The sequence below is a fragment of the Xenorhabdus sp. SGI240 genome (genome assembly GCF_040081915.1).
Taxonomy (GTDB): domain Bacteria; phylum Pseudomonadota; class Gammaproteobacteria; order Enterobacterales; family Enterobacteriaceae; genus Xenorhabdus; species Xenorhabdus bakwenae.
Window position 1 is genome coordinate 1 of sequence record NZ_JBEBMB010000023.1, and the last position, 7,645, is coordinate 7,645.

The window sequence follows — 7,645 nt, forward strand, 5'->3', positions numbered from 1 at the left end:
CTTATCCAGAATTCGGGTTATCTAGGTACTCTTAATCCTTTTTCGATGCCTCGCGAGCTGAATACTATCTGCCATAACTGTATATCTCTTGCACGAAATGCACCTGCACAGGCGTTCAGGTAATAACTGAACATCCGTTTGAAGCGTGGGCTATAGTTATGCTCTATTTCATGCCAACTGGCAATAAATCGCTCATACCATGCCATCAATGTCCGATCATAATCAGCCCCAAAATTGTGCCAATCTTCCATGATAAACTTTCCGGTAGTTGCTTTGGCAATTTTGGCAATTGACGGTAAGCAGCCGTTGGGGAAAATATATTTGCTGACCCATGCATCGGAACCTAATTTATCAATATTGGAACCGATGGTATGGAGAAGGAACAGACCATCAGGTGTTAAGTTCTTTTTCACTATATTGAAATAATTGTCATAATTTTTAGGGCCTACGTGCTCAAACATGCCGACAGATACAACGCGATCAAATTGAAGGTTAAGGTTTCGGTAATCTTCAAGGATGATTTTTACATTTAGATCCTTGCAGTGTTCCTGTGCATATTTCTGTTGCTCGGCTGAAATCGTTACCCCTGTGACAGATACACCGTAGTTTTTTGACGCATAGGCGGCCAAACCTCCCCATCCACAACCGATATCCAATAAAGTCATACCTGGAGACAGTTGTAGTTTTTCGCAAATCAGGCGCAGCTTATGGGATTGTGCTTCTTCCAGTGTGTTGGCATCTTTCCAATAACCGCAAGAATATTGCATGTGAGGATCAAGCATCCGAGTAAATAGGTCATTGCCTAAATTATAATGTTCCTCACCTACAATCCAGGCACGTTTGGGAGATTGTAAATTAAATATACGAGAGATAATTATCTTGAAGATATCCTTGACATTTTTAGGGATACGATGTTCTAAACCTGCCCGTAATACTTTGTAAAAGAAAATATCAAGGCGATCACATTCCCACCAGCCATCCATATAACTCTCACCCAGACCCAAGGAGCCTTCTTTCAATACGCGCTTATAGAAGTCAGGATTTTTAATACGTATGTCGAAAGGGCGCTTGCCATTGATATCAATATCAGTTTCCTGAAGCAATTCATGGGCGATCCTATGCCAAGGATCAGTGATTATTTTTTTACCTTCAACGAAAGACGAACTCATATACTCTCCAACATTTGTGTGATGGAATTTTGAGGTGTCACTTTGTAGCTGTTTTTTATTATATAAAACCTCGAAGGTTTGTTTGAAAATAATATAGAAATTGCATTGAAAAGCACATATTGCCTATTCATCCTGAAATTAAATAGAGCGTCAATGCTCTGAAAGACCTCAAATTCCGAGTTTCTAGAATAATGAATCTGTATGAGTATATGAGTGAAATGGTATTTAAACAATCATCTAAAGGTCACATAATGGCGTAACCTTTAGATAATAATGTTCTTAACTATTATGTTTTTGGGAAATTATTGTATTTATGCTTGGTGATTCTTTTCAACACCTTGTTTTTGCAGCCAATAACCGATAGCCATGGGAACAACCGTAAGCGCCATGATTGTCGTCGTCGATAAAAGAGGGTATTCCATAAATAGAGAAACGATCATACTGGCAACAAAACAGAGGCCCAATTGCAGGGCATTTTGTAATGCAGCCGCTTTACCACTATTCTGTGGATAAACAGACAGAGCATTTGCTACTGCAATTGGATAGGATGCACCATTCATTGCCGCCATCACACAAAAAGGAATAAGAATGGCTATAAATGAAGGTTCACTTAATATGGAAATCAAACAAATAATGATCATGCTTACAGCATAGCCCACCAGCAGAAATGGGAATACTGTTTCACTTTTTACTTTTTCCAGTAAGATACGGCAACCATACCCGCCAATCATAAATGCCAGAGTTTGGGGAATATAACTTAAGCCAATATCGGTAGGATCATAACCCATATCTTTCAAAATTGTTGGTGAACCCGTTAGCCAGGCAAAAAAACCTGCACTGCAAGATGCATAGATTAGTACATTTCCGTTAAAAACTGGGGAAGCTAATAATGTAAAGAAAGAAACTGCCTTTTTATTGGCGTGGGTTTCGATATTGGTGCGTTTGTTGGTCAGAAAAAATGTTGGTATTAACAGCAATATCGTTACGATCATTAAAACAAGGAAAATGATTCTCCAACCATTATGCGTCAATAACCATGCACCCAACAAAGGCGCAAGAGCCGGGGAAAGAGCAACCAAAGGCATGATCATGGCAAAAACACGTTTGGTACGTTCTGCATCATATCTGTCGACGACTAAAGCCTGCCAGGTCACCGCAGCAGAACAAACACCAACCGCTTGCATAAATCTCAATGCTAGTAACTGGATCGGGTCTGTAATCCAAAGCATACCTAAACAACTAATGGAAAACAGGGATAGGCCGATAATAAGAACAGGTTTTCTGCCTAAACGGTCAGACAATTGACCCCATAAAAGCTGGGCAAAAGCAAATCCGGCAAGAAAAATGCTAAGGCTCGCACTGATGGCATTAGTGGATGTACCTAATTCTGCTTTCATTGTGTCAAAAGCGGGTAGATACATATCAATGGCCAAATAGCCTAACATGCTTAAGCCTGCGAGATAAGACATAAATGGAATGGCATTTTTATTTGTTGTCATTGTGTTAATAATTAAGTTTTGTAGTGGATAAGAAAATAGTTGGCTTATTTTATATAGCATGATTTTTACTTGTGAAACGGTAATATTTGCACCATGCCGTGAAAAAAATTGAAAGGAAGATATATGTGGTCTGAATACTCTCTGGAAGTCGTTGATGCTGTTGCCAGAACAGGAAGTTTCAGCGCAGCTGCATCAGAGCTTCATCGTGTGCCTTCTGCTATCAGCTATACGGTAAAACAGCTTGAAGAATGGCTGGCAGTACCTCTGTTTGAACGTCGTCACCGTGACGTTGATTTAACGGAAGCGGGGGCAATTTTTGTCAAAGAAGCGCGTTCTGTTATCAAAAAAATGAATCACACTCGGCACCAGTGCCAACAGGTTGCCAACGGTTGGCGGGGGCAATTTAGTATTGCGGTTGATCAGGTAGTAAAACCAGAGCGAACGCGTCGGCTAATTTTGGATTTTTATCGCCATTTTCCAGATATTGAGTTATTTATCTATCCTGAAGTTTTCAATGGCGTATGGGATGCTTTGGTGGATGAACGAGTGGATGTCGCCATCGGAGCGACACGTGCTTCCCCCGTGGGCGAGCGGTATAGCTTCAGGGATATGGGGTTTATGCCTTGGCTGTGTGTAGCCAGCCTTGAACATGAACTGGCAGTAATATCGGGAAAATTGAATGATGAACAAATGCGGCCTTATCCCAGTTTATGTCTTGAAGATACTGCACGTAGCTTACCTAAACGTGATACATGGGCTTTGGATAATCAACGGAGACTGATTGTTCCCGATTGGGATGTTGGATTAAGTTGCTTAATGGATGGATTGTGTGTAGGCATGGTGCCCAAACACCGTGCTCTACCGCTGATCCGTAAAGGCAAGCTGATTACACTTGAACTTGAGCAACCATTGCCTGACAGTCCATGCTGCTTGACATGGTCGCAAAAAAGCCATTCACCGGCATTAAGCTGGTTACTAGATTATCTGGGGGATAGCGAAACGCTTAATGCCGAATGGCTGCAAGAAAATTAACGGTCAGCGGCGATAATCAATAAAAGGTCCATCTGCAACAGAACGCCGTTCAACAAGGCGTGGGTGGACTTCGATAGTTTGTGCATCCTCACGTTTATTGACGATCCTGTCCAGTAACATTGAAAAGGCCATTTGCCCTAAACGCTCTTTGGGTTGGTGGATGGTTGTTAATGCTGGCGTAAAATAGCGGGCATTGCGAATATTATCATAACCGATGATTGAAATGTCTTGTGGAACGCGCAATCCCAGCTCATCGGCTGCACAAATCGCTCCCATAGCCATGACATCTCCACCACAAAAAACAGCAGTTGGACGATGTTTTTGATTCAAGATCTTGTACATAGCTTGATAACCGGACTCAGGTTCAAAATCACCTTGTACAAACCATTCATCCCGAATAGCGATATTGGCTTCTTTTAGTGCTTTGAGGAAACCTTGGTGGCGCCCCCCACCGGTATTTCTTGCCAACGGTCCCGGAATAGATGCAATATCACGATGACCACGTTCAATGAGATAACGGCCCGCCAGGTAACCACCATGAAAGGCATTATCAATAATTGCATCGGTAAAATCACCTCTGGATTCTCCCCAGTCCATGACCACCATAGGAATATTACGATAGCCTTCCAACATACTCAAAAGTTGCTCTGGGTATTCTGAACACATTACCAGCAAACCATCTACCCGTTTTTGCGCCAGCATAGCGAGATAAGCTTTCTGTTTATCAAGGTTGTTATGAGAATTACATAAAATCAGTGTATAACCTTTGCTATAACAGCTATTTTCAACCGATTCTATGATCTCAGCAAAGTATGGTGCTTCACTTGATGTTGCCAGCAATCCAATGGATTTGGTGTGGTTAACTTTCAAGCTGCGGGCAACGGCACTGGGAGAATAGTTCAATTCTTTAATAGCGGCCCAAACTGCGGCCTTGGTATCTTCGGCGACGAAACGGGTTTTATTGATAACATGGGATACGGTTGTGGTCGAAACACCAGCGCGTTTAGCCACATCTTTAATCGTTGCCATGAAAAAAGGACTCCTGACCTTCTGGTCTAATTTATATACCCTTTATCTTTCTTGTCGGGTATAGCTATTTGTTAATCGTTTGCCAATGTATTTATATACAGGGTGATGGTTGGCAATAATTTAGCGGTAAACCTTGAATTTTGTCTGATCTAGCTCAAAAGTGAAAGCAATAATCGATGCTATAAAGAGTATGGATTAAATATCGCGGTATGGTTTTTTGATATATGGAAAATAACTGCTTAAAATTTAGGATGTTGAGGTGTCTTAATTTTCACATTGAGGATGTTCTATGGATACAGATCTGAAGCTGGGATTGTTGGCTGCCTGTAGTGCATTAATCATGATTGTTTTTCTGGCAAGCCTCTGTCTGATCTGATCAAGATCTAAACGAAGAATGTGTAGTCCCACTTACTTTAAGGGCGGGTTCTCCAGCATGCGGAATTCCGCGAATAAAGGAAAACCCGCCCTTATTATTTCAGGTTAGTATGAGAATGAATCTTATTAAGCCAGGTTTTCCTCAACAAATTTCCAGTTGATCAGAGCCCAGAAGTGCTCCAAATATTGGGGGCGTGCATTGCGGTAATCGATGTAATATGCGTGCTCCCAAACATCAACAGTCAGTACTGGTTTATCTTCGCCAGTCAGTGGGGTTGCTGCATTAGACGTGTTAACAATAGCCAGAGTGCCATCAACTTTCTTGACTAACCAAGTCCAGCCTGAACCAAAGTTTTTCAGGGCTGAGTCGGTGAACTGCTGTTTGAATTCAGCAAAAGAACCGAAGGCATTGTTGATAGCATCTGCAACTTTTCCAGTGGGTTCGCCACCACCATTTGGTGACAGGCTATGCCAGTAGAAAGTATGGTTCCAAACTTGTGCTGCGTTATTGAAAATGCCAGCTTCAGAGGTTTTGATAATTTCTTCCAGCGATTTTCCGGCAAATTCAGTCTCTTTAATCAGATTATTCAGGTTTACAACATAAGCGTTGTGATGTTTGCCGTAGTGATATTCCAGAGTTTCTGCAGAAATGTGTGGTTCCAGGGCATCTTTGGCATAAGGTAATGCTGGTAATTCAAAAGACATTGCATGCTCCTTTTTAATATCGGGTTTTTGGCTCCGCAAACCATGGCTTAGACACTAACCATGGGCAGGGCAAATTTAAGCTTATTATCGTGTTACTATTTTGATAATTATCTTAACAACTTTTCTGCTAAATAACAGGGAAAAAGATGTTATTAAGCTGCGAACTGGTGCAGAACTGAACTTAACATGGATTAGATACAGTCAGTTGGAATGACAATAACTGATGATCAATTGCTGCAAATCATGGCAAAAATTTGCTATATAAAGTTCACGGTAGAAAAATTAGCGCAGAAAGTGGTATTCTGAATCAATCTTTATCTTATGCTGATAAATAGCGCTTGCAGTTTTTAAGGAAGCAAATATAAATATGACGAACATGAATACGAATACTAACACGGTTACTGATACAACGGCTGATTCGGTCATTGAAAAAATCGAACGTCAGATCAGAGAAAACCCAATTCTGCTGTACATGAAAGGCTCCCCGAAACTACCAAGCTGTGGCTTCTCTGCTCAGGCAGTTCAAGCTATATCAGCTTGTGGTGAACGTTTTGCATATGTGGATATTCTGCAAAACCCAGATATCCGTGCTCAATTGCCTAAATATGCAAATTGGCCGACTTTTCCTCAGCTTTGGGTTGATGGTGAGTTGGTGGGAGGTTGTGACATCCTTGTTGAAATGTATCAACGTGGTGAACTACAAACACTGATCAAAGAAACAGCTGATAAATATCGTGAGCAGGAATAAGGTCAGTCATTCATCTGAATGATGGTGACTATTCATAACCCCATACTGTAATCGGTATGGGGCTTGCTTTTTTAGGATCCGCAGTTGGCTGTATCAGCAGATGGTAGCGGCCAACCACCTAGCCGTTTCCAGCGATTAACCAGTTCACAAAAAAGCAGGGCAGTTCGATCAGTATCATAAAGAGCGCTATGGGCCTGATTGCTATCAAACGGAATTTCCGCTGTGATACAAGCTTTGGCAAGAATTGTCTGACCAAGAACCAGGCCACTGAGTGCAGCGGTATCAAAAGTAGCGAACGGATGGAATGGATTGCGTTTCAAACCCGCACGTTCAGCCGCAGCCATGACAAAACTGTGATCAAAATTGGCATTATGGGCGACCATAATTGCACGGTTACAATTCGTGTCTTTCATGCCTTTGCGGATCATTTTAAAAATTGCGTGCAAGGCAGTGTATTCACTGACAGCTCCTCGCAAGGGGTTTGTAGGATCAATGCCAGTGAAAGCGAGAGCGGCAGGATCAAGATTAGCCCCTTCAAAAGGCTCGATATGAAAATGCAGTGTATTGGCAGGTGTTAGCCACCCCTCTTCATCCATTTTTAAAGTAATTGCAGCAATTTCAAGTAAAGCGTCTGTACGCGCATTAAAACCAGCGGTTTCGACATCAATGACAACGGGATAGTAGCCACGAAAGCGCCCACTTAGCATATTTTGATCATTTTGATTAGGCATCTGATTTTCAGTTCTTAGCTTCAGGATTCTATTTTTAACTCTGGAATAGTGGGTATTATGACAAAATTTGGTATGTCTTGCAGAAGTAATGCTTATTCGGTGGGGAATTAAAGGGCAAGATGCCCTTATTGAGGTATTTAAATAATTTCTAACTATAACTCGATAGTTATTGATAACGCGATGCTCGACTTTCGTGGTGAGTTGAAATGACATAGCCGCTCCTTTATAACTTTAAGTCGCCAAACTGAGAGAAATAAAGGAACAAAGGCTATGTCACAGCAAGATTTTATCATTTGGGTGTTTTGTTGTGTAGATGACAATTTAACGCATTTACAACAAGGTATGCGATTCAGAAGT

At 41.5% G+C, this 7,645-nt stretch carries 7 protein-coding genes; 2 read left to right on the forward strand and 5 right to left on the reverse strand.

Features of this window, described 5'->3' with window-relative positions; all coding sequences use genetic code 11:
- Positions 1-17 precede the first annotated feature (17 nt).
- Positions 18-1,169 (reverse strand): cyclopropane fatty acyl phospholipid synthase, encoded by a 1,152-nt coding sequence (cfa, locus tag ABLA76_RS05465; protein ID WP_348987169.1) that lies wholly within the window; start codon positions 1,167-1,169, stop codon positions 18-20.
- 311 nt (positions 1,170-1,480) lie between these two features.
- Positions 1,481-2,668 carry a purine nucleoside transporter PunC gene (gene punC / locus ABLA76_RS05470; RefSeq protein WP_348987171.1) on the reverse strand — a complete coding sequence of 396 codons (1,188 nt, stop codon included), beginning with the start codon at positions 2,666-2,668 and terminating at the stop codon, positions 1,481-1,483.
- Between the two features lie 123 nt (positions 2,669-2,791).
- Between punC and punR the strand changes: the two genes are divergently transcribed.
- Entirely contained in the window at positions 2,792-3,700 is a 909-nt protein-coding gene (punR, locus tag ABLA76_RS05475; protein ID WP_348987170.1) for a DNA-binding transcriptional activator PunR, read from the forward strand.
- A 3-nt stretch (positions 3,701-3,703) separates the two neighbouring features.
- Here the strand turns inward: punR and purR are convergent, their stop codons facing one another.
- Together purR and sodB are read right to left on the reverse strand one after the other, a co-directional pair.
- Positions 3,704-4,729 (reverse strand): HTH-type transcriptional repressor PurR, encoded by a 1,026-nt coding sequence (gene purR, locus ABLA76_RS05480; protein WP_285810537.1) that lies wholly within the window; start codon positions 4,727-4,729, stop codon positions 3,704-3,706.
- 501 nt (positions 4,730-5,230) lie between these two features.
- Positions 5,231-5,809, reverse strand: a complete 579-nt coding sequence (gene sodB, locus ABLA76_RS05485; protein WP_285810539.1) for a superoxide dismutase [Fe] — start codon at positions 5,807-5,809, stop codon at positions 5,231-5,233.
- A 376-nt stretch (positions 5,810-6,185) separates the two neighbouring features.
- Here sodB and ABLA76_RS05490 point away from each other — a divergent pair, with 376 nt between their 5' ends.
- Entirely contained in the window at positions 6,186-6,557 is a 372-nt protein-coding gene (locus tag ABLA76_RS05490; RefSeq protein ID WP_285811632.1) for a Grx4 family monothiol glutaredoxin, read from the forward strand.
- A 71-nt stretch (positions 6,558-6,628) separates the two neighbouring features.
- Here the strand turns inward: ABLA76_RS05490 and rnt are convergent, their stop codons facing one another.
- On the reverse strand, positions 6,629-7,288 hold the full coding sequence (rnt, locus tag ABLA76_RS05495; RefSeq protein WP_047770185.1) for a ribonuclease T: 660 nt from the start codon (positions 7,286-7,288) through the stop codon (positions 6,629-6,631).
- Between the last annotated feature and the right edge of the window lie 357 nt (positions 7,289-7,645).